The 21,092-nt window shown below is 65.9% G+C and carries 11 protein-coding genes; 10 read left to right on the top strand and 1 reads right to left on the bottom strand.

Annotated elements, in window-relative coordinates; genetic code table 11:
- Nucleotides 1–155: 155 nt before the first annotated feature.
- The 7 genes from FRC98_RS06260 (at nucleotide 156) to FRC98_RS06230 (ending at nucleotide 14,168) form a co-directional block, all read left to right on the top strand.
- Nucleotides 156–1,679, top strand: coding sequence for a hypothetical protein (locus FRC98_RS06260; protein WP_146980423.1), 1,524 nt, complete (start codon nucleotides 156–158; stop codon nucleotides 1,677–1,679).
- Between the two features lie 133 nt (nucleotides 1,680–1,812).
- Nucleotides 1,813–5,235 (top strand): biosynthetic peptidoglycan transglycosylase, encoded by a 3,423-nt coding sequence (locus FRC98_RS06255; protein ID WP_146980422.1) that lies wholly within the window; start codon nucleotides 1,813–1,815, stop codon nucleotides 5,233–5,235.
- An 81-nt stretch (nucleotides 5,236–5,316) separates the two neighbouring features.
- Entirely contained in the window at nucleotides 5,317–7,395 is a 2,079-nt protein-coding gene (locus FRC98_RS06250; RefSeq protein ID WP_146980421.1) for a DUF8809 domain-containing protein, read from the top strand.
- A gap of 43 nt (nucleotides 7,396–7,438) precedes the next feature.
- Nucleotides 7,439–8,452 (top strand): AAA family ATPase, encoded by a 1,014-nt coding sequence (locus tag FRC98_RS06245; RefSeq protein WP_146980420.1) that lies wholly within the window; start codon nucleotides 7,439–7,441, stop codon nucleotides 8,450–8,452.
- A 94-nt stretch (nucleotides 8,453–8,546) separates the two neighbouring features.
- Entirely contained in the window at nucleotides 8,547–9,452 is a 906-nt protein-coding gene (locus tag FRC98_RS06240; protein ID WP_230467333.1) for a DUF58 domain-containing protein, read from the top strand.
- 13 nt (nucleotides 9,453–9,465) lie between these two features.
- On the top strand, nucleotides 9,466–11,349 hold the full coding sequence (locus FRC98_RS06235) for a vWA domain-containing protein (RefSeq protein ID WP_146980419.1): 1,884 nt from the start codon (nucleotides 9,466–9,468) through the stop codon (nucleotides 11,347–11,349).
- Nucleotides 11,346–14,168 carry a VWA domain-containing protein gene (locus FRC98_RS06230; RefSeq protein WP_146980418.1) on the top strand — a complete coding sequence of 941 codons (2,823 nt, stop codon included), beginning with the start codon at nucleotides 11,346–11,348 and terminating at the stop codon, nucleotides 14,166–14,168. The genes FRC98_RS06235 and FRC98_RS06230 overlap by 4 nt, the downstream gene beginning before the upstream one ends.
- 71 nt (nucleotides 14,169–14,239) lie before the next feature.
- Here the strand turns inward: FRC98_RS06230 and FRC98_RS06225 are convergent, their stop codons facing one another.
- Nucleotides 14,240–16,711: an amino acid permease gene (locus FRC98_RS06225; RefSeq protein WP_230467332.1), complete on the bottom strand. Its 2,472-nt coding sequence runs from the start codon at nucleotides 16,709–16,711 to the stop codon at nucleotides 14,240–14,242.
- A gap of 242 nt (nucleotides 16,712–16,953) precedes the next feature.
- Here FRC98_RS06225 and FRC98_RS06220 point away from each other — a divergent pair, with 242 nt between their 5' ends.
- Genes FRC98_RS06220 through FRC98_RS06210 form a run of 3 tightly spaced genes read left to right on the top strand, consistent with a single transcriptional unit; the run spans nucleotide 16,954 to nucleotide 21,086 of the window.
- Nucleotides 16,954–17,700: a tetratricopeptide repeat protein gene (locus tag FRC98_RS06220; RefSeq protein WP_230467331.1), complete on the top strand. Its 747-nt coding sequence runs from the start codon at nucleotides 16,954–16,956 to the stop codon at nucleotides 17,698–17,700.
- A 52-nt stretch (nucleotides 17,701–17,752) separates the two neighbouring features.
- Nucleotides 17,753–19,456 (top strand): serine/threonine-protein kinase, encoded by a 1,704-nt coding sequence (locus tag FRC98_RS06215; protein ID WP_146980415.1) that lies wholly within the window; start codon nucleotides 17,753–17,755, stop codon nucleotides 19,454–19,456.
- Nucleotides 19,457–19,505: 49 nt separating this feature from the next.
- Entirely contained in the window at nucleotides 19,506–21,086 is a 1,581-nt protein-coding gene (locus FRC98_RS06210; protein ID WP_146980414.1) for a serine/threonine-protein kinase, read from the top strand.
- The last annotated feature ends 6 nt before the right edge of the window (nucleotides 21,087–21,092 follow it).

Genomic DNA, 21,092 nt, shown 5'->3' with positions numbered 1-21,092 from the left:
GGTAACGTGCCCATCGTCGCAACGGGTTGCATGACAGGTGCGTGTGGCTTGGCGAGCGGGGTAAGGCTCGCTAGAGTCAACGCATTGGATGCCCGTGATGATTTCCCCTCAAGGCCTGAGATGCGGCCTGCTGCTGCCCGAAGAACGGAGTTTCGATGCGAACACAACGCACCTGTCCGACCCGCCCCATCGTTTCCGCGGCCATGCGCGCCCTCCTGCTCGCGGCGTTGGCGGCGCTGCTGGCGAGCTGCGCGTTTGAGTCGCCGCAGCTGGCGCAGGTGAGCTGCGAGAACGAGGGGGAGATCGAGGTGGCGAGGCGGTGCGAAGGGGGCTTCTGGGTCGACATTGAGTCTCCGGAGGATGGCGGACTTTCCGACGCCGATGCGGCGGATACCTGCGTACCTCTCAGCGATGAGGCGCTCTGCGAGCAGGCCCAGGTGGCCTGCGGCCCGCTGACCGTCGACGACGGCTGCGGCGAATCCCGCACCATCGACTGCGGGGGCTGCGCTGGCGAGCCCTATGAAGAAGAGGTCGGCCAGCCCTACCCCTGCTGTGAGAGCGGCCAGAGCTGTATGTGCCAGGATGTCGAGCGTTTTGAGCCTCGCTGCGAGGCAGGCACCTGCGAGGTGGTCTCTCTGGGCGTTGAGACCCGCGCCAGCGGCTGCGAGGCCTGTGAGGCGCAGTGCGACGACCCGAGCGAATGCGGCTACGCGTCGAGCTGTGCGTTGACTGGCGAGCGCACCCAGACCTGCGTGGGGCAGGCCTGTGTCGATGGTGCCTGCGTGGAGAGCGCGGAGCCTTTTGAGCGCACCGAGATCTGTGAGCGCGACACCGACGGCGAGAGCTGCGTGGCGGTCGACGCCTGCTCGGTGGGAAGCTGTGAGGCTGGCGAGTGCGCCAGCACCCCGATCTGCGATGGCACAACGGCCAGCTGCGGTTGCGAGAGCTGCCAGGATTGCTCGGAGCTCGATGGTTGGTACACCACCTCCGCCCCCACTCCCTGCTGTGACGAGGGAGGTGCCGCGGCGAGTTGTCTGTGCCAGCCCCGCGAGCGACGCGTCTACCGCTGCGATGGCACCTCCTGCGCCTACGACGTGGTCGAGACCGACGTGCAGCGCACCGGCTGTGAGACCTGCGCGGCCGATGGCTGCGGCGACTACTCGTCGTGTCAGACCGCCAGCACCTGCGCGCTCGAAGGCACGCAGACACGCACCTGTGAGGTTGCAGTCTGCAGCCCCGAGACGGGTCTATGCGCTGTGGAGATCGAGCAGGAGAGTGAGACGTGCAACGTCACCACCGATGGGACCACCTGCTCCAACGAGGTCTTCCCGGGATGCGACTTCGCCAGCTGCAGCAGCGGGTCCTGCGTGACCATGACTCAGTGTGAGAACACCGACACCAGCTGCGGCTGCGAGAGCTGCGAAGACTGCACCCAGCGCCCCGACGAGTGGCACCCTGTGGAGTCGAGCTTTGTGGCCTGCTGCGAGGGCAACGATCTTTGCGAGTGTGGCGTTGAAGAGCGCCACGAGTGGACCTGTGGTGCATCCGAGTGCGAACTTACCGCTACTGGCGATACGCGGGCGGCCACACCGCGAGGATGTAACACCTGCGGAAGCACGTGTCTGGAGAGCGTACCGGGCCCCTGCTGCTCCGCCGGAGCCAGCGGAAACTGCCAGTGAACTTCCACGCGCCGACTGGCCATCGGGCCGCCGGCGCTTTGATTTTGTGCGTCGATTCGGATAATCCAACGGGGGGCGGGCAGCGGGTGTGTCGCCACGCTGCACAGCAACTCTCCAGAACCTCTCGGACATCATGACCAACGACACTGCTGGCGGGGCCGGCGGCCGCAGCAGCGCCGGCAGACTTCTTAAAATCGCGGGGGGCGCGCTCATCGCCCTGCTCCTTCTGGGGGCGGGCGCCTGGCTGATGGCTCCAAAGATGGCGCGGCGTGTGCTCGACTCCCAGCTGGAACGGGTGGAAGCGCGCAGCGGCCTGACCATTAAAACCGGCGCGCTGGAGACGCGAGGCTTAAGCGGCGTGACCTTGAGCGATCTTCAGGTGGCCATCCCGGGAGACGACGCGCCGGTGGTTACCATTGCGCGCGCCGAAGTCTCACTGGGGCTGCTCGCTGCGCTCAAAGGCGATCGCGCGATCAGCGCGCTGGCGCTCAGCGGCGTGCGGGTGGAGTTGAGCTACGACGACCAGGGACGCCACACCCTGACCCGCATCCTGGAGTTGCAGGGCGACGACGAGGCCGAAGGTGACGCGTCGGAATCCGTGGCACCGCGCGACCTCGAAGCCATCGCCGCGCGCCTTCAAGAGCGCGCGCTTCGACACTTCGGCGGGCGTTTTCCGCAGGTGGAAGTTCGCGACCTGGAGGTCGGCTTCTCCGATGTGCAGACGCCCTCGCGTTGGCCGCTGACGCAGCTTAAGACCGAGCTCGCCACTCTGGAGAGCGGTGAATCTCGGGCGCCCTTTGAGGCCGACGTTCATCTTCAACCGAATGATGCTCACACCTTGAGCCTGCCTGCGACGGTCTCCTTGAGCGGAGCGCTGGCGCTGCCACTGACGCGCAGCTCGGTCGATGTGACCTTCTCCGAGGCGCTTCGTGCCCGGGCACCGGCCCCCTACGACTTTCTCGAGGTGGAGCTTCGCGGGGTGGCGATCACCGATAACTTCGGAGTGGCCCTGCGTGAGCTGGCGCTGCGCAACCGTCTGGAGCCTGGCGATGCGCCGATGGTCGAGGCCGAACTGGCGAGCCTGGCGCTGGAGAGCTGGCCTGCGCGCCCTGCCGACGTGAAGTTGCAGGAACTCCGCGTGGAGGGGCCTCATCTGCGGCTGAACTACGCCGCGCACGGTGCCTCAAACCTGGGTGACCTGGAAGCCCTGCTTCGCCGAGGGGTGGCGAAGCGCAGCGTGCGCACCGCCCGGGAGGTGGCTCAGGAGCTGGCTGAACGCGCTATCGCAGACGCCTCCAAAGATGACGCCGCCGAAGATGACACAACCGACGCCACTCCCGCCGCTGAAGACCTCGACGCGCTCGCCGCGCAGCCCGCCGCGGATGCGACGCAGCCCGCCGGCCCCTCCCTGCGCGAGCTGCTCACCGAGAAGCTGCCCCAGCGCATCAAAGTCAGCGATCTGACCATCGAGGTGGTTGACCCCAGACCTCACGACAACCTCAACGCCCCGCTCCAGCGCTTTGCGTTGCGAGAGGGCGAACTCGATGTGGATCACCGCCCTATCCAGGGGCAGATCGACCTCAAAGCCATCGCCCACATTGAGGGCGCTGTCCTCCCCGCGCGCGTCGATGTCGCGCTCGACCTGCCCTACCGAAAGGGGGGCTGGGAGGCCAAAGTCGACATCGAAGAGCTGGAGCTCTCGCAGCTCGCGCAGCTCGGTGGCGAGCGCATCGCCAGCCGACTTTTCGGAGGTCGCGTCAACGCCAGCCTCGACCTTGGCGAGGGCGAGCAGCGCGGCCGCACCTCCTTTGAGGGGATGTTCGCGCTCGACGGGTTTCGGGCGTTCTTAAGCCCGGTGGCCGCCGACCCCATCGAGCTCGGGGAGGCCAGCATCGCCCTCAAAGGCTACCTCGATCCCAAGGCCGCCATCCCCCCGGCTCGCCTGCTCAAAGCCCCGACGCCGCCGAGCGAGCCCGAACTTCAGGGTGGCGAAGAAGAACTTTCGCAAGAGGAACTTCCCGCCCCGCCGGAGCGTGGCGCCTTCGTCATCGACGAAGGCACCGCCCGCCACCGCGACGCCAGCGCCGAGTTTCAGCTGGCGATCTACGGCTTCGATGGCCTGGACCGCCGCCCCAACCGCCTCGATGTGGCCATCGCGATCGAGCCCACGCCGGTGCAAGCCCTGGTCGATGCAATCCCCTCGGCCATCCTCGGACCGCTGGCCGGCATGCGCCTGGCCGGCACCTTCGGCTGGAACTTCGCCATGGAAGTTCCCCTCTACGACGCCGGCCGCATGCAATGGGACGCTACCCCCGAGCTGCTCAACCTGGAGGTCAAGCACCTTCCCGAAGAGGTTGACGTCTACAGGCTCTTTGAGCGCTTTGATCACACCATCGAAGACACCTGGGAGGTCAAGGAATACCGCCGCACCCGCACCCTGACCTACCAGCGCGACATCGTCATCCCGAAGATGCGGCCGACGCCTGCGCCCTGGCTGATCGAAAACACCGGCATCACCCTTGAGGAGCTCGACCTGCGCCGGCGCGAGCGTGGCTGGCCTGAAGTCCCGCAGTGGTTCCCCGGGCTGGGCATCCCCCGCCAGGCCATCGACTCACCGGAGTACTGGCTCACCCGGCACGCCACCTCCCAGGCCGCGCCTCGCCCCTGGCCGGAGCGCGCGCAGCCGGTCAGCGCGCTCGACTCCTTCTTTGGCGCGTGGAGCCCACAGCCCTCCCCCGACGTTCCCCGCTGGGAGGCTCCAGAGCCTCATCGCCGCCCTCTCGAAGAGACGATCGACGCCGAGCGCTACGGTGACTACGTCTACGTGCCCCTGCACCACATCTCGCCCTATATGGTGCGCGCGATCCTGACGACCGAAGACAACTCCTTCTTCGACCACCCCGGCTTTAACTTCTACGCCATCAAACAATCGGTCGCCGCCAACCTGCGCGCCGGGCGTTTTGTGCGCGGCGCCAGCACCATCTCGATGCAGCTCGCCAAAAACCTCTTCCTGGACCGCGAAAAAGTCCTCGCGCGTAAGTTCCAGGAAGCCACGCTGGTGTGGTTGATGGAGAGTGTCGCCGACATCCCCAAAGAGCGGCTGCTGGAGATCTACCTCAACATCATCGAGTACGGCCCCGGCGTCTTTGGCATTCATGAGGCCGCGGTGCACTACTTCGGAAAACGCCCCGACGAGCTGAGCATCGGTGAGGTCGCCTGGCTGGTGAGCATCATTCCCGGACCCAAGCGCTACCACTCCTACTACGACCGCGGTGAGATCTCGCCAGCCTGGTTCCGCCGCATGGGGCGCTACATCCGCGCGATGGAAACCCGCGAGCGCATCACCCCCGAGGAGATGGAGCTTGCGCTGGCCGAGCCCCCGGCCTTCCACATCCCCGCAGATGGTGAACCCATCTTCCGCGCCGACTACGAGCGCGAGAACCCGCCCCCTCCCCCGGAGGTCCCCGAAGGTGCGGGCGAAGGGGTTGAGGATCTCGGTGGCGAGCCCACCCCCGAGCCCGTCGAAGAGCGCGGGTTTATGCGTCTTTTTGATTGATCGGGTGGAATAGCACGTCAGACCAGGCGCCTTGCTCCATCTGGCGGTTGCCGCCTCTTCCCCTTTTGCTAAGCTGAGTCCATGGCAACGACGTATTCGCCCGACCCCAACCTGGCCCCGGCGCTCTTTGCGCTTCTCGAACGACTGGAGCGCCGCGTGCGTTTGCAGCGCGCCGTCGCTGCGGCCGCCGCCGGCGCATGCCTGGCGCTGATGCTCAGCGCGGTGGGCGTGGCCGCGCTGCGCACGCAATGGCTCGACGAGGCGCTCTGGTGGAGCGTCCCGGTAGCCGCCGTCCTGCTCATCGCCGCCGCCGGCACCTGGGGCTGGCGGCGCGCCGTGGACCGCATCGCCATCGCCCAGCACATCGACCGTCATTACGGGCTGCACGACCGCATCTCCACTGCGCTCAGCCTCTCACTGACGCCGCCGAGCAGTGAAGAGGGGCAGGCGTTTGCCCGCGCGCAGATCGCCGACGCGCTCACCTACCTCGACCGCATCGATCTTCGCGAGGCCACGCCCTGGCAGCGCCCCGCCGACACCACACTGTTGGCGGCCTGCGCCCTTCTCACCATCGGCGTGGGGCTTGTGCCCCTGCCCGACCACCGGGGCACGCTCCCACCTCCCTTTGAAGTTCGCTACGACGCGTTCGTCGACGACGCCACACTGGCCCTGGAGCGCGACCGCATCGAAGCGCTCCGAGAGGCCCTCGGCGAGGATCCCGACCCGCAGGCCGAGGCGATGCTTGACGCGATGGAGGAGCTCCTCGATCGCGCCGAAGCCCGCACCATCTCCCAGCGCGAGTTCCTCGAAGAGCTGGAGAAGATCGAGACGCAATTTGAAGCCGCCGACGAAGTCATCGCTCAAGAACTCGAGACGATGAGCCGCACGCTGGCCGACGCCGCAAAAGACCTCGCCAGCGAAAACGCCGAGGCCCTGGCCGAAGAGCCCGCCCTCAAAGAAGCCGTGGACGCGCTTGCCAACAACGACCTCGCTGCGGCCAGCGAGGCCCTCGAGGAGCTCGCCGAGTCCATCAAAGAAGAGGGCATCTCGCCGGAGCGCGCCGAACGCCTTGCGGAACTCTTTGAGAACTTCTCCGACAAGCTCAACGCCGAAGACGAACGTCTCCAGGAGCTCGTCGAACAACATCGCGAGGCGCTCGAAAAACTCGCTGAGCAGTTTGGCGATGAGGGCAACCTCACCGAAGAGCAGCAGGCGCTGCTCGATGAAGCCGAAGAGATGCTCTCCAACGCCGAGAACGCCCGCGAGGAGTTCGACAACTCCGAGGCCAAAAACCAGCTTGAGCGCCTCTCCCGCGACCTCGACGAAGTCGTCAACGAATACCTGGCCGAGGCCAAAGGCAGCGAAGATGGCGATGAGGGCATCGCCGGCCAGGCCGAAGAAAAGAATGGCGACCGCCCGGACTACCGCAACGAGGTGGGACGCAAGATGGAGGAAGCCTCCGAGCAACTCTCGGAAGCCGGCGAACAAAAGTCGTCACAGCAACAACGCGAGGAGATCCGCCGCCAGATGCAGGAGATGCGCGAGAGCATGTCGCGCGGCACTGGCGAGGCCAGCGAAGAAGAAGAGCGCCGCGGCGACCAGGTCGAAGACTTTATGGATCGCGCCCGCGGCGAGTCTGAAGCCCGCGACGACGCGCAGCTCGACGAGCAGCGGGCACAACAACAGGGCGAACCCGGCGAGGATGGCGAGCAGAAGCCCGGCGCCGAGGCCGAGCAAGCCCAGGGCGAAGAGGGCCAGGCTCAAAACGCCGGCCAACCCGGTGGCGAGCCTCCGCCCGGTGGTGAGGGCGGCGAGCCCAACTCCGAAGGCCAGACCGAAGGCGGAGAGTACCGCCCCGGTGAGAGCGACACCCCCGGCGGCGAGGGCCCCGATGAGCAGGCTCAGGGCAATGGTGAGGGCGAGCTCGATGGTGAGCGCGTCCAGGAGCAGGCCCAGGGCCAGGAGAACTCCTCGGGCAAGACCCGCGCCGAGATCATCCGCGGCGCCAGCGAAGAGGGCTTCGCCTCGGCCGAGTACCAGGAAGTCTACGCCGACTACGAATCCATCGCCGAGGAGGTGATGGAGCGCGAAAACGTGCCCGACGGCTACCGCTTCTTTATCAAACGCTACTTTCAACTGATCAGGCCCCAGCAGCCCTAAGCGGCCGCTTTGAGCCTTTCCACGCCTCTGGAGACTCCGTCTTATGTCCAGTGAAAACACCGCCCCCGACGCCTCGGTGCAGGCAAAAGTTCAGGCCTTTCAGAAAGACGCCGGCCGCATCCGCGAGGAAGTCGGCAAGATGATCGTGGGCCAGCGCGACATCATCAACGGGGTCATCCAGGTGATGCTCGCCGGCGGCAACGTGCTGCTCGAAGGCGTGCCCGGGCTCGGAAAGACCATGCTCGTGCGCACGCTCTCGGAGGCGCTGGGCTTGAACTTCTCGCGCATCCAGTTCACCCCCGACCTGATGCCCACCGACATCGTCGGCGCCACCATCATCGTCGAGGGCGAAGACCGCCAGAAGCACTTCAAGTTTGAGCGCGGCCCCATCTTCTCGAACATCGTGCTCGCCGATGAGGTCAACCGCGCCACGCCCAAGACGCAGTCGGCGATGCTCGAGGCGATGCAGGAGCGCAGCGTGACCGTGGGCAAGGAGACCTACAAGCTCGACGATCCCTTCTTCGTGCTCGCCACGCAGAACCCGCTGGAGATGGAGGGCACCTACCCGCTGCCCGAGGCCCAGCTCGACCGCTTCCTCTTTAAGCTCGTGGTGAAGTTTCCCGACCTCGAAGAGCTGCACAGCATCATGGAGCGCACCACCCAGGTCTCACAGCCCGAGGTCAACCCGGTGATCGACAAGGCGCGCCTGCTGGAGATGAAGCGCTTTGCCCGCGAAGTTCCGGTGGCGCGCCATGTTCAGGACTACGCGCTGCGCATCCTCCAGGGCACCCACCCCGAACACCCGGGCGCGCCGGACATCACCCGAAAGTACGTGCGTTTCGGGTCGTCCCCCCGTGGCGCCCAGGCCATCATGACCACCGCGCGGGTGCGCGCGCTGATCGAGGGTCGCTTCAACGTCAGCAGCGAAGATGTGCGCCGCAGCGCGCAGAACGCCCTTCGTCACCGCGTCATCCTCAACTTCGAGGGCGAGGCCGAGGGCGTCTCCACCGACACCATCGTGCAGAAGATCATCGAGGCGACCCCCGAGTCCACTTGATAAAAACCTCGCGCGGCGACGGGTGCGCCACCGCGCACACCTTCGCTTCGTATCTCCGAAAACGCCTCTTTCCCTCGCCAAGCTGTGAGTCCCCGTGGCCAAGCCTTCTCGCCAACATCCCGACGACGCGCGCTTCGATGACGAGTTCTTAAAAAAACTCGACTACCTCTACATCGTCTCGCGAAAGATGGCCGCCAGCGGCCAGCGCGCCAAACGTCAGAAGAAGATCGTGGGCTCCGGCCTCGATTTTGCCGACTATCGCGTCTACTCCCCGGGCGATGACGTCAAAAGCCTGGACTGGCGCGTCTACAGCCGCACCGAGCGCCTCTTCTTAAAGCTCTACGAAGAAGAAGAGGATCTGCACATCTACTTTCTGGTCGACGCCAGCCGCTCGATGCACCTGGGCCAGCCTAACAAGTGGAACTACGCTCGCCAGGTGGCCGCGGCCCTGGCCTACATCGGGCTGAGCAACCTCGACCGCGTCAGCATCATCCCCTTCTCCTCAAAAGTGGAGGGGCGACTGCCGCCGGCCAAGGGCAAAGCCCAGATTTTTAAGATCTTCAACTTCCTGGATGCCTGCGAGGCCGGCGAACACACCTCGCTGCGTCAGGCGTTTAAGACCTTTGTCAGCCAGAACAAGCGCCGCGGCCTGGCCGTGGTCATCTCCGACTTCTACGACCCCGACGGCATCGAAGAGGGCCTCAACGCGCTGCGCTACCACCGCTTTGAGCCGATGGTCATTCAGCTCTTTGATGAGCGCGAGCTCAACCTGGACTTCCATGGCGAGGTCCAGATCGTGGACTGCGAGACCGACGAGGCCCGCGACATCACGGTGACCCCGGCGATGCTCAAGGCCTACCGCGAGGTCTTTGAGGAGTTCTGCACCGAGCTTGAGGGCTACTGTAAGAGCCGGCAGATCCTCTACTTCCGCGCCCCGATTCAGCAGCCTTTTGATGAGCTGATCCTGCGCGTCTTCCGGGCCGGAGGTTTTCTGAAATGAAGGGGAGTCGTTGATGCAGTGGACCGGTCTGCCAGTTGAGACGGTGCTCGGGGTTGCGGGGTTTGTGGCGGTGTTCATCACCCTGCTCTACCTCCTGCGCCTGCGTAAGCGCCGGGTGCAGGTGCCCTACTCTGCCCTGTGGGGCCGAGTGCTGGCCGAGAAGAAGCGCCAGACCGACTGGTGGCGGCGCTTTAAGCGCCTGCTCTCCTGGCTGCTCTTTATGATCATCGCCGCGCTCATCAGCGTCGCCGCGCTGGGCCCGCGCTCCGCCGACGAGGTTGTGGAGGGACGCCATCTTCTGATCATGCTCGACACCTCCGCGAGCATGGGGGCCACCGATGTGACCGGAGGGTTAAACCGCTTCGAGGTCGCCAGAAATCAAGCGCTGGAGCTTCTGGGAAGCGTCGGCGGCGATGATCGCGTGATGGTCGCGCTATTTAATAACCGCGTGATGCCCCTGGGGCCTTTTGTGCGTGAGACCCAGCCGCTGGAGGCAGCGCTGCGCGCGGCGACCCTCAGCTCCAACGCCACCGACTTCAGCCAGGCCCTGAGTTTTGCGCGCGACAGCCTGCGCGACCGTGGCCAGGCCGAGCTCATCGTGCTCAGCGACGGCGCCGGCCTGCAGAACCTCGACCTCTCCGAGCTCGACCCTGGCGAGGAGGTGCGGGTGCGCCACATCGCCCCCGGCGAGCGCTCCGAAAACCTGGCGATCACCGGCTTTAACGCGCGACGCTACCCCTCCAACCGCCTCGACCACGAGGTCTTCGTCGAAGTCACCAGCACCTTCGACCGCCCCGTCGACGCTCGCCTGGAGCTCTTAAGCGAGGGGCGCATCATCGAGACGCTGCCCCTGGAGTTGGGCCCGCAAGAGGTGCATCGGCAGTTCTACCCGGGCCAGGCTTTTGCCGGCGAAAGGCTCGAGGCGCGGGTGCGCGTGACGACCGGCGATGCCGAAGACGTCTTCCCCCTTGATGATCGCGCCTACGCGGTGCTCCCCCGGGCTCGCAAACTTCGCGTGCAGGTTGTTTCTACCGGCAACCTCTTTCTGGAAGGCCCCCTGCTCCTCAACACCCACATTGAGGTGACCCGCGTCAATCCGGATCGCTACGATCCGCAGGCCGAGTACGACGTGACCTTCTTTGATAACGTCGCCCCCGCGCTCCCCACCTCCGGCGATCTCGTCTTCTTCAACCCGCCCGCGGAGGGCTCGCCATTTGAGATTCGCGGAGTGGACGATGAGCCGATCTTGACTGACGTGGCCTCAAGCCACCCGCTGATGCGCTGGATCAACCTGCAGGACTTGAACATCGCCCGGGCCTCGACCTTCCGGCGAGAGGCCACCGACACGGCCGTGGCCAGCTCGTTCGGGCAGGCGGTCATCGTGGATCGTCAGCTGGAAGATCGGCGGATGATCGCGCTGGGTTTTGATCTTCGGGAGAGCGACTTCCCGCTGCGCGTAGCCTTTCCGATCTTCATCCTCAACATCATCGACTACCTGGCCCAGGACGATGTCGATTTGATGTACGCCTTTGAGACGGGCCGCTCGGTGCACATCCCGGTGCCCCGCAACACCGAGGAAGCCCGGGTCACCGCCCCCGATGGTGAGACGCGCAGCGCGGCGATTCATCGTGGCGAGGCGGTGATTTACACCGACCAGCCCGGCTTTTACGTGCTTACCCCGGGCGGCGGTGAGCCGATCGCGGTGGCCGCCAACCTGGCCAGCCCCGAGGAGAGTCGCATCGCTCCGGCCGATTTGCAGCTTGGCGAGCGCGAGGTCACCCGCGACGCGGCGGGCCTTGTCTTTGAGCGCCGCGAGATCTGGATCTGGCTGGTCTTGCTCGCCATGGGCCTGCTGCTTTTGGAGTGGCTCACCTACAACCGCAGGTGGACAGAATGATCGGCTCACGATCTTTAATCTCCAAGACCGCCTTCTGGGGCGTCCTCCTCACGCTCTGGGCCGTCGGGCTCTGGGCGTATCTGGACGCTGTGGTCTGGGCGCCGGCGGAGACCTGGAGCTTCACCTACGGAGAGCGCACCTTTGAGATCATGGCGCCCGACTACGTCGGGCTGCTCTTGCTCCTTCCCCTGCTGGCCATCGTCGCGCGCTACACGCTCTCAGACTTTCCCCTCTACCAGCGCGTGCTCAACGTGCTCTTTCGCGCGCTGGTGCTGGCCGGGCTGACGCTCGCGTTGATGCAGCCGGTGGTTACGAGCTTCGACTCGAAGATCGCCACGATCATCGTGGTGGACACCTCCGCCTCCTTCCCCGATGAGGCGCTGGAGCAGGCGCGCGAGCGCATCAACACCTACCTGGAGGCTGCCGCCGAAGATGATCAGGTGCGCGTCATCGGCTTTGCCGACCACCCCTACCTGATTGAGCCCTCCGCCGACGGAACCTATGCCGCGCTCCCTCGCCCGGAGCGCCCGCGCGACGCTGCTCCCTCGCAAGCGGGTGATGAAGCCGCAGAAGACGCCGAAGACGTCGTGCCGGATACGGCCAACCTCCAGGAACTCGCCGCTGACCCCACCCTTCAGACCGACATCAGCGCCGCGCTGCGCATGGCCTACGGCCTCTTCCCCGACGATCATCTCAAGCGCCTGGTCGTGATCAGCGACGGCAACCAGACCCGCGGCGATGTGCTGGCCGAGGCCAACCGCGCCGCAGACTTTGGCATCCGCCTCTACGCCGCGACCCTCGACTACGAGCAGCCCCCGGAAGTGCTCATTGAGGCGGTGGACGTGCCCGAAAACATTGAGCTTGGTGCGCCCTTCTACCTCGTGGCCCGCGTCTTCTCGACCTACCCCACCACCGCCCGCCTGACGCTCTGGCAGAACGAATACAAGGATGGCGAGCAAGAGGTTGAGCTGCAGCGCGGCGTCACCGAGGTGCGTTTTCAGACGGAGGTCTACGAGCCCGGCTTTCGGCAGTTTCGCCTGACGATGAATGTGGAGGGCCCGGACACCCACGCGGCCAACAACAGCTTCATGTACAGCGCGCATATCCGCGGCAAGGCACGGGTACTCTATGTTGAGGGTGAGATGCGCTCGCGCCATCATCTGGAGCGCGCGCTGCGCAATGAGAACTTTGATGTGGAGACGCGCAGCCCGGCTGGCCTCCCGAAAAGCGAAGAAGAGCTCGACCGCTTCGACCTGGTGCTCCTCTCAGATGTGCACTCGCGCCACGTGAGCGAGGCCCAGCAGCAACTTCTCACCCGCTATGTGCGCGACCTGGGCGGCGGCCTGATCATGGCCGGCGGCCAGGACTCCTTCGGCCCTGGCAAATGGGAAGACAGCGCGGTGGAGCGCCTGATGCCCGTGAGCTTTGAAGGCGAACGCCAGCGCGAGACGCCTTCGCTGGCGCTCCTGATGGTCATCGACCGCTCCGGCTCAATGGCCGGCGACCGCATTGCGCTGGCCAAAGACGCCGCGCGCGCCGCTGTCGAAGTCTTGCAGCCCGGCGACCAGGTTGGCGTGCTGGCCTTCGACAATGAGATCGACCCCATTGTGCGACTGCAGCCGGCGGCCAACCGCTCGCGCATCCTCAGCGCCATCAACCGCCTGCAAGTCCGCGGCGGCACCGACATCGAGCTCGCGCTCAATGAGGCCTACGAGCAGCTGGCCTTCGCCTCGGCACGCGTCAAACACATCATCCTGCTCACCGACGGGATGTCGGAGCCGGGCACGATCTTCACCCGCATCATGCCGGCGATGCGCATTGAAAACATCACCGTGACCACGGTCGCCGTAGGCGACGGCGCGGAGACCTCGATGTTGCGCCGCATCGCCGAGCGCGGCTCGGGCCGCTACCATTTCACCAACAACCCCTACAACGTGCCGCAGATCTTCACCCAGGAGACACGCACGGTGGCGCGCTCGGCGCTGGCTGAAGAGCCGATTCGCGCACAGGTCGCCGGGCGCGCACAACTTCTCGAGGGCATCGCCTGGAACGCCGCGCCCTACCTCCTGGGCTATGTGACGACCACGCCCAAACCCCAATCCGAGGTGCTGCTCACCGTGGAGGGCGGCGACCCGCTTCTGGCACGCTGGCGAGTGGGGCTCGGTAAGACCGCGGCCTTTACCTCCGACCTCAAGAACCGCTGGGGCGCCGAGTGGGTGCGCTGGCCGGGCTACGCCCAGCTCTGGGCGCAACTCATCCGCGACACGATGCGCACCGACGATCGCGACCGCCTCCCGATGCGCGTCACCGTCGACGGAGAGCGCGCGCGGGTGATGGTCGACGCCATCGGCGAAGATGACCGCTTCATCAACGATCTTCAGAGCGTGCTGCGCGTCACCGACCCGCAGGGCAACGACGCGCAGTTCGACCTTCAGCAGCGCGCTCCTGGCCGCTACGAAGCGAGCTTCCCCCTCCCTCAATTCGGGGCCTATCAGCTCGCCGCACAGCACGACCGCGCCGGCGACACCTTCGCGGTCAGCCAGGCCAGCCTTGCCTACCCTTACCCCCGCGAGATGACCTACCTCGAGCCCAACGAGGCGCTTATCGCCCAGGTCGTCGCCATGGGTGATGGCGAGGTCGACCCGAGCCCGGCGACGATCTTCGACGCCGATGGCGAGGAGGTCCGCTACCGACGCCAGCTCTGGCCCCTGGTGCTGCTGGTTGCCCTGGCGCTGATGGTGCTCGATCTGGCGCTCCGCCGCATCCGGCTCAGCGGTCAGACCGAGCTGACCTGGCTGGCGCTGACCCGCTCCCGATAACTATACCTCCCTGCACAATGCCGCATCGCCCGCCGCCCCTCGCCACATTTGTGGCGAGGAGATACGCGGTATCAAGCCAGCGCGCTCTCATTGCCGGAGTCGCGCACAAAGAGCACCGAGCTGCCGGTGAGTTGCACCATGCGCTCCATGAAGTCGCGGTCGATGGTGTCGGCAAGCCCCATGATCTGCAGGTCGGCGCGGGGCGACTCGGCGATCCACTTCATAAAGCTGCCGCTCTCCACCCAGGACTCGGTGCCCCGAGGCAGACGCGCATCATCGATGAGAAGCTGCAGGTAGCGCTGCGCGTTTTCGGTCTCTTCGGGATCGGGGCAGACGGTGAGCAGTCGCAATGACCCCTGCCAGTTGCGATGGGCCTGGTAGCCCAGCAAGAGCGAGAGGTCGAGGTTGGCCAGGCGCAGCCCCACCGGCCACTTCGGGCTCTGATCGCGCACCCAGACGTTAATGCGCCGCTCATGGCCCAGCGACGACTCGGGGTGCTCAAAGAGAAACGCCGCACCCATCTTGCGGGTGATCGCCACATCCAGAAGTTCCTGCAGCGTGGCCTGCTCGTACATATCGGCGTTGATGAAGAGGATGTTGGGCCGGAAATAGCTCCCCTGCATCACCGCCGAGGCCATATCCACGCCGGCCGGATAGGTGCTGGCCTCAATGGTGACGGCGGTGGCGAAGAGCCCCTCGCGCTGGAAATCGGCGGCCACCGCCCCCAGGTCGCCCAGCGCGCGCTGACGGATCGCCGCCATCGCCGCAGTGGGAAGCTTGCCGGCTCCCATCCCCGGGATGGTCTTATGCTCGCCACTTCGCCGGCGGGGGCGATAGCGCGCGTGCGCATCCTCCTCCTCGTGCACTTCCTGACGTGAGACCGGCGGCGCCTCCTGCGTGCCCTCTTCAGGCTGGGGGTAGGTCTCGCGGCTGAGCACCCCGACGACCTGCAGCGAGCCCTTGGGTGCGGTGAGAAGCCTTAAAAATCGGAACTGCCCATCGAGTTGGGTGCGGCTCTCCACCGGCACCAGCAGGTCGGGCTTCCAGCTGCGCTCATTGGCCTCCTGCGGCCCCCGGGCGATGCGCTTTGCCGCCCAGTCCGCCAGTGAGACAAAGATCGAACTTCGCACCGTCTCCCAGGGCGTCTCCAGCCGCCGCCCCACCAGCACCACATAGATTGCGCCGATCACCGAGAGCGCCACCAGCGCAAAGGCCGGACTGATCACAAACACGGACAGCAAAGAGAGCGAGGCCCCGACCACCGGCACCGCCCTCGGCACACGGAAGGTGGGGCGAAACGAGATCATCCCCAGGCTCTGCTCCACCAGCACCACCAGGTTGATGGTCAGGTAGGTCAGCAAAAAGAACATCGTGATGAGCACCGCGATGCGGTCGAGGCTTCCCAGCATCAGCGCAAACGCCACAAGCCCACCGGTGACAAAGGCCGCGTTCCGCGGCTCGCCACGGCCGGTAACCTGCGAGAAGAACGCGCTTTTCGGCAGGATGCTGTGCGACCCCAGTGCCTGCAGCACGCGCGGCGCCGCCACAAGCGAGCTGAGCGTCGCGGTGAAGGTCGAGGCCAGAATCCCCACCAGCACAAGCTCACCAAAGGCCGCGCGATCGACCACAACGAGCACGTTGTCACGAAGCTCCTGCGGGGTGGCCACCATCGAGTACCAGAAGGCCATAAAGACGTAGACGCACAACGCCACCCCCACCGCCGCAAGCGTCCCGCGCGGGATGCTACGACGGGGATTGGCCAGCGCCCCGGACATACTCGCGCCGACCTTGACGCCGGTGCCGGCCGGAAAAAAGATCGCAAATAAGATCCAGAAGCCCCCGGCCTCAAAGCTGCCAAAGAGCTCGGGGTTGTTCAGCGTCACCTCCCCATCATGTCCCATCCCGGTGAGCCCCAGCGCGATCGAAATGAGCGAGGCGATGATCACGATCATCACCAGCCCCTGCAGGCGAAACGCCAACTTCGTGGAGATCAGCGTCGCCCCGAAGGCCAGCACAAAGACGGCGTAAGCCACAGCTACCGGCGGATGATCCGGGAAGATGTATCCCCAGGCCTCGCTAAACCCGTAGATGTAGAGCGCCGCCGAGAGGGCCTGCCCCACATAAAGGGGAATGCCGATGCTGCCGCCGGGCTCAAGCCCCAGCGACTGACTGATGATCGAGAAGACGCCGCCCGCCCCCACGCGAATGTTGGTGGTGATCGACGAGAGCGACATCGCCGCAGTGCCCGTGATCGCGAAGGTCAAAAGGATCAAGCCCAGCGCGCCCAGGAGCCCGGCCTGACCTACCAGCCAGCCCTCGCGCAGGTACATCATCACCCCGCAGATCGTCAGCACGGTGGGGCGAAACACCCCGGCAAAGGTGCCCAGCCCGTCGCGCACCGAGAAGATCGGCGAGGCGCTCTCCACCGGCGGCGCGATCGCGACCGCCGGATCATCAAGCGCGCTGAGAGGTTCGGTCTTTTGCTCGGCGATCGCGATCGCCTCATCGGTATGCTCGGCAGGGTTGCCGGAATCCATGCTCATCTCCATCGCATCAACTCAATCAGGTGTGCAGACTCCCCCTTCACATGGTGGCTGCAACAGCTGCGATTGTCGGCGCGTACCCCGGCGCTGTCCAGAAACCCCGAGGCCTGCACCGGCGCTAGACATCGCGTCGGCTGTGGGGCTATCATCGCCGGCGAGCACCGCCACTCTCAACTACTTCGACCCTCTTAAAGATGATGGCCATGCGAAAGTTTATCGGAGTCGGGCTGTTGGTGACCCTGATGTCCACTGGAGTTCCCGCCCAGGTGATGGCGCAGTCGGACGCCGACGCCGCCGACATCGCCCGTCAGGTCGAGAGCCTCTCGGCCGAAGGCGCGCAGAGTTTCCGCGCCGGCGACTACGACAAGGCCATCGAGTTCTTCGAGCAGGCTTACGCGCTCGATCCGGTGCCCAACCTGCTCTACAACATCGGGCGATGCTACGAGCAGATGGAGCAGTGGGACGAGGCCATCGCGCAGTACGAGCGCTTTATGGTCGCCCCGGACGTTGAGAGTGAGGCGCGCTCCCACGCGATGGAGCGGGTGCAGTCCCTGCGCGAGATTCAGGCGATGCAGGCCCGCGAAGATGGCAGCACTGGCGACGGCGCTCAGGATGAGGGCCCCGACGATGTCATCGCTACTCCGCAGCCGGCGCCCCCCAACCGCACCCCGGGCATCATCACCACCGCCGGCGGCGTGGCGCTGATCGGCGGAGGCGTCGTGATGGGGCTTATGGCCAGCGGCAACGCCGAGAGCATCACCGACCCCCAGCTCAGCTACGACGATCGTCTGTCCGCGCGCGACAGCGCGCGCACCCAGGCGCTTGTGGCAGACGTCTTCTACGCCTCCGGCATCGCCGTCACCGCCCTGGGCATCTACCTGATTGTCAGCGCCGACAGCGTCGAAGATAACCCTCAGGCCTCGCGCTCGGTGCTCACCCCCTGGGTGGGCAAAGGCAGCGCCGGCGTTGGCCTGACCCTGGGCTTCTGAACTTTATGACGCGCCCTCACACGGCGCGCACCTGCTCCCCAAGACCGAACCTATGTCTTCTTCTCGCGACCAACGTCGAGCGCTCTACGAAAAGCTCGTCGGCCAGACCGTGGCCGATCGCTATGAGATCGTCAGCCTGATGGGGTTTGGGGGCATGGGGGCGGTCTATGAGGCGATTCAGCGCAATATGAACCGGCGCATCGCCCTGAAGTACATCCCCTCGCATAACCCGGTGACCGCCGCGCGCTTTGAGCGCGAGGCCCTCACCGTCAGCCAGCTGCGCCACCCCAACACGGTCACCGTCTTTGACTACGGCCAGACCGACGACGGGTTTCTCTACCTGACCATGGAGATGCTCGCCGGGCGCACGCTCACCGAAGCGATCAAGACCGAGGCGCCCTTCTCGCCAAAACGCGCGGTGCATATCGCCTCGCAGATCTGCCGCTCTCTGGCCGAGGCGCATAAAAACGGCATCGTTCACCGCGACGTCAAACCCGACAACATCTTCCTCATTGAGGTCGACGGTGACCCGGACGTGGTCAAAGTCCTCGACTTCGGCATCGCCAAGGCCGTAGGCGGCGAAGACGACGTGCAACTTACCGGCGACGGCCGCATCGTCGGCACGCCCCGCTACATGTCGCCCGAGCAGATCCTCTCGCAGAGCGTCGATCACCGCAGCGACATCTACAGCCTGGGCTGCATCATCTTTGAGATGCTCTGTGGCGAGCCGCCCTTCCAGGGGCCGACCACCACAGCCCTGATGATCAGCCACGCCCAGGATCCGCCGCCGCCTTTTGCCGAGCGCCTCTCCGAGCAGGCCCTCGACATGATCCCGCTGGCGCTGGAACACGTGGTGCGCCGCACCATGTCCAAAGATCCCGGCGCGCGGCCGCAGACCACCGAAGAGCTGCGCGAGGAGCTTGAGAGCGCGCTGAGCAAGCATCACGCCGCCCTTGCCGCCGGCATCGCCTCACCGACCTCCACCGGCAACCACTTCGCGCCCTCGGTGCCCGGCGGAGCTGCGGGAGGCTTTGGCAACACCGGCAACTTCACAAACAACGGGCAGTTCACCGGCACGGGCAACTTCACCAACAATGGCCATTTCACCGGCACCGGGCAGGCGATGGCCCCCGGCGCGCAGCCCGATCCGCAGAAGAGCGGCCCCAATAAGGGGCTCATTGCTGCGGTGGTGCTGGCGCTTATCATCGTGCTGCTGCTGGGCGTAATGGTGATGCGAGGACAACAAACTGGCGAGTCGCAGACGCCTGACGCGCTTGTGGCCGCACCCGCCGAGCCAGCCCCCTCGCCAGTCGAAGAGCCCGTTGAGCCCGATGTCAAAGAACCCACGGTGGTGGCCGTCAATGACACCATCATTTTGCGCCTGACGACCGAGCCCCCGGGCGCCACGATCCTGGAAGGTGAGGATGAGCTGGGCACCACGCCTTACAACCTCTCGGTTGCCCCTGGCGGCGATCCGCTGGCCTACCGGCTTCATCTGGAAGGTTACGAACCTCTCGATGTGCGCATCCCCATCGACCCGGAGCGTGGCCTGCGCCAGGAGCTCAGCTACGAGCTGACCGCCGAGGAGCGTCGTCCCGCACGCCGCGCACCGCGCACCGAGAGGCGCACGCAGCCCCGCGAGGAGGTCTCGCAGACCGAGGAGGCTCCCGCCGAGGAGGAGGCCCCGACCGAGCCGCGACGCCCCTCCATTGAGCTGCTCGACGATGGGCCCAGACCTAAAGTTAACCGTCTCTAACCCTCGCCGGGGAGCCCGGCACCCGGGGGCATCCTCATCCTGAGCGTTCATGCAAAAGATCTGCCCAACCTGTCAGCGCAGCTACGGCGACGAGGTCGTCTACTGCCCTCACGACGGCATGAAGTTGCGCCACAGCCGCCCCGAAGGCGACGATCCGATGATCGGACGCGTGCTCGACGGGCGCTGGATCATCGAAAAAGCCATCGGCGCCGGCGGCATGGGCGCGGTCTATCTGGGACACCAGCGCAGCGTCGATCGCCAGGTGGCCATCAAGACCCTGCGCGCCAACCTCAGTGAGACCGACGACTTCGTCGACCGCTTCTTCCGCGAAGCGCGCATCGCCACCACGATCAACCACCCGCACAGCGTCACGATCCTCGACTTCGGCCAGGACGAAGACGGCACGCTCTACCTGGCGATGGAGTACCTGGTGGGCACGCTGCTCAGCGAGCGCATCGAAGAAGGCAACATCACCTTTGAAGAGATCTTGCGCATCGGCGTGCAGATCGCATCGGCGCTCTCGGCGGCTCACGACGCCAACATCGTCCACCGCGACTTAAAGCCCGATAACATCTTTCTGCTCGACATCCCCGGTGGCGGCACCTTCGTCAAGGTGCTCGACTTTGGCATCGCCAAGGTCCTGGGCGCCGAGACGCAGGTCACCCGCACAGGCCAGGTCTTTGGCACGCCACAGTACATGAGCCCGGAGCAATGCCAGGGCCATGAGGTCGACGGTCGCGCCGACCTCTACAGCCTGGGCTGCATTCTCTACGAACTCGTCGGCGGGCGGCCCCCCTTCTCGGCCGAGACCCCGATGGCGATCTTGATGGCGCACGTCGTCAACGAGATCCCCCCCTTAAGCCAGCATTGCAGCGCGCCCGCTCCGCTGGAGCGCGCGATCAACTCGCTGCTCGCCAAAGACCCGACCGACCGCCCGGCCGACGCCAGCGCGGCTCGTGCGCTCTTTGAGGCGCTGCTCGCGGAGCTCGACCCGCAGATCCTGGCGAGCTCCCCGGGGCCTGCCGATCCCAATGCGCCCGCGCCCTCTCAGCCTGTGCGACCGGGCCACACCATCACCGAGACGCAGACCCAGCCTCCGGTCGCCTCGCTGAGCACGCCGATCGACGACCTCGATGATCTGGCCCCCATCACCTACGGCCGACGCTCCCGCACCCCGCTGATTCTCGGTGCACTGGCGGTGGTGATCATCGCCGGAGCTGCCTTCGCCATGATGGGGCCGGCCGGCGACGCCGAGGAGTCCGCAGAAGTTGCGACCGAGGCGCCTTCCCCCGCCGACGATGGTGCCGATGTTGCGAGCCAGGCCGAGGTTGAGGCGGAGCTTCGCGCGGCCCGAGAGGAGCTCGCCCGCGAGCAGACCGAGGGTCACGCGCGGGAGCTTGCCGGACCGGTCGCGGCCCGGGCTCGCCAGACTGCCGAAGCACTTCAGGCCATCGCCGAGGCGGAGCAGCGCGCCGAAGCTCGCGCCTCGCGCCGACCTTCACGACGCGCGCCCGCGCCGAAGCCTCGTCCCGAGGCCAGGACCGAGCCCGAGCCTCAACCCGAGCCCGCTCCACAACCCGAAGCGGAGCCGGCCGAAGACGATCCCTTTGACGGGTTCTTCTCAGAATAATGTCTT

It is taken from the genome of Lujinxingia vulgaris (assembly GCF_007997015.1).
In the GTDB taxonomy this organism is placed as follows: Bacteria; Myxococcota_A; Bradymonadia; order Bradymonadales; family Bradymonadaceae; genus Lujinxingia; species Lujinxingia vulgaris.
This window is presented reverse-complemented; position numbering and strand designations above follow the sequence as displayed.